Origin of the sequence: Kitasatospora sp. NPDC059803 (genome assembly GCF_042732255.1) — a bacterium.
GTDB lineage: Bacteria > Actinomycetota > Actinomycetes > Streptomycetales > Streptomycetaceae > Kitasatospora.
This window is the reverse complement of record NZ_JBHWIJ010000568.1, coordinates 1-1,729: the sequence shown is the minus strand read 5'-3', so window position 1 is coordinate 1,729 and position 1,729 is coordinate 1. Positions and strand designations below refer to the sequence as shown.

The window sequence follows — 1,729 nt, the reverse complement described above, 5'->3', positions numbered from 1 at the left end:
CTCGGACTCGCCCACAACGGCACGACCTGGCAAATCCAGGCCACCACCTGACAGCACGGCCCGGATCAACCCAAGATCTTCATCAGCCTTCTAGGGCGTGCCCTGTCGATCAGAGCGGCCTGTCAGGAGGTGAGGACGGAGATCCCGTCTCCGAACAGTTTCAACCCGAGGACGAAGAACAGGACCGCCATCACGGCGACGTTGTGCTGAGCTGCCCAGTCCTTCCAGTTACCGAGCGTGGTCTGGGCTCGCTCTCCCCCGAGCACGAAGACTCCCAGTGGGGCCAACAGGCCGAGGGTGGCGATCACGACGAAGATCGCCAGTGAGGCGATCTGCTGCCCTGCCGGCAGTCCGGCCGAGCCGATCGCGGCGCCCGCGGCGAGGGTCAGTGGGGCGTTCTTGGCGTTGAGCGCGGACAGGGCCAGTCCGAGTGCGAGGACCTTGACCGGCGTGAGGCGGTCGATCGCGCTCATCCACTTCGGCAGCTGGGCCTGCGACGGATCCTTCGGGCGCCGGTGCCATTGCCGGGCGCCGAAGAGGACGAGGAGCAGGCCCAGGACGAGCTTGAGGACTCCCACCCAGGTGGCCGGGTGATGGTGGGCAGAGGCGCCTGCGGGGGAAGCGATCGCCAGCATCACCGCGCCCAGCGCCGAGAGTCCCAGGATCCAGCCGACGGTGAAGAGGACTCCGTTGAGGCGTCCCCGAGGCGTGGCGAGGATGAGGATGATGGCGATGATCGGGAGTGGGCTGATCGCGACGCCGGCGGCGAGACCCAGGATGTCACCGAGAACTTTGCCCATGATTGCCTCCAGAGGGGAGTCAGAGCGCGTGACGACGACGAACCCGGCAGGCCCATGTTCCAGTTCCATGATCCTGCGCTCTGACGAAGCTGTCCTCATGAGCTTCTCGGAGCTCTGAGCGCCTTGGCCTGCTCGTCGCCCAGTGGTGCCCCCACCGTGCTCGGGTCAGGATGAAGAGGTGAGGGCGATGGCGCCTCATGTTCGGGCGGTTGGCGTCCCTCGCACCGACCACGGCAGGAGGACGTCACGATGACCGCGATGACAGGCGCTACCCAATCGGCTCACCCCGAGCGCCCGGGCAGGTCGGATGGGGTCTGCAGTGAGTTCACCGTCTTCACCAAGATCAAGCCGGGCCATGCGGATGCGCTGCGTGAGGATCTCGCGACGCTCGCCGACGCGGCGCATGACGAGAGCGCCCATGCGGCGGTGCGCCAGATCGGCACCCTGCATGACGCACGGCACGTGATCTTCGACGACGACACCCGGTTCATGTTCGCCAGTGTTTTCGACGGCTCCTGGGACACCTACATCGACGACTTCGCCAAGACGGTGGTCGGGTCCCGTTTCGACAAGGTCTTCTCGCACAGCGAAGGGTTCCCCGGCGTCGCCGATCCGGGGGTGAAGGACTGGTTCGTCGCCCACCAGGAGCCGGCGGGGGTCTTCGTCAGCGCCTATCCCGACCTCACCGTCCAGCAGATCTACAAGGACCACCGCGTGGACGACGCGTTCCAGGAGGTGCTGGACACCCCCCAGTTCCGGGCGGCGCTGGACAACCCGGCCAACGCGGAGTTGGTGGCCACGCCGGCCTTCCAGAAGCTGTTGGAGGAAGCGTCGGCCTAGGGGCTCTCTTTCGGATCACGTCGGATCAGCGCGCGGCGTCGGAGTGCGTGCATCGCAAGGCGGAGGAGGGAGTCCATGCGGAGTATCGG

2 protein-coding genes are annotated in these 1,729 nt (G+C 66.6%); one reads left to right on the top strand and one right to left on the bottom strand.

Annotated features, from left to right (window positions below; genetic code table 11):
- Positions 1–122 precede the first annotated feature (122 nt).
- On the bottom strand, positions 123–869 hold the full coding sequence (locus tag ACFV6I_RS39540; RefSeq protein ID WP_244293776.1) for a GAP family protein: 747 nt from the start codon (positions 867–869) through the stop codon (positions 123–125).
- A 180-nt stretch (positions 870–1,049) separates the two neighbouring features.
- Between ACFV6I_RS39540 and ACFV6I_RS39535 the strand changes: the two genes are divergently transcribed.
- Positions 1,050–1,640, top strand: a complete 591-nt coding sequence (locus tag ACFV6I_RS39535) for a hypothetical protein (protein WP_244293777.1) — start codon at positions 1,050–1,052, stop codon at positions 1,638–1,640.
- Positions 1,641–1,729 lie beyond the last annotated feature (89 nt).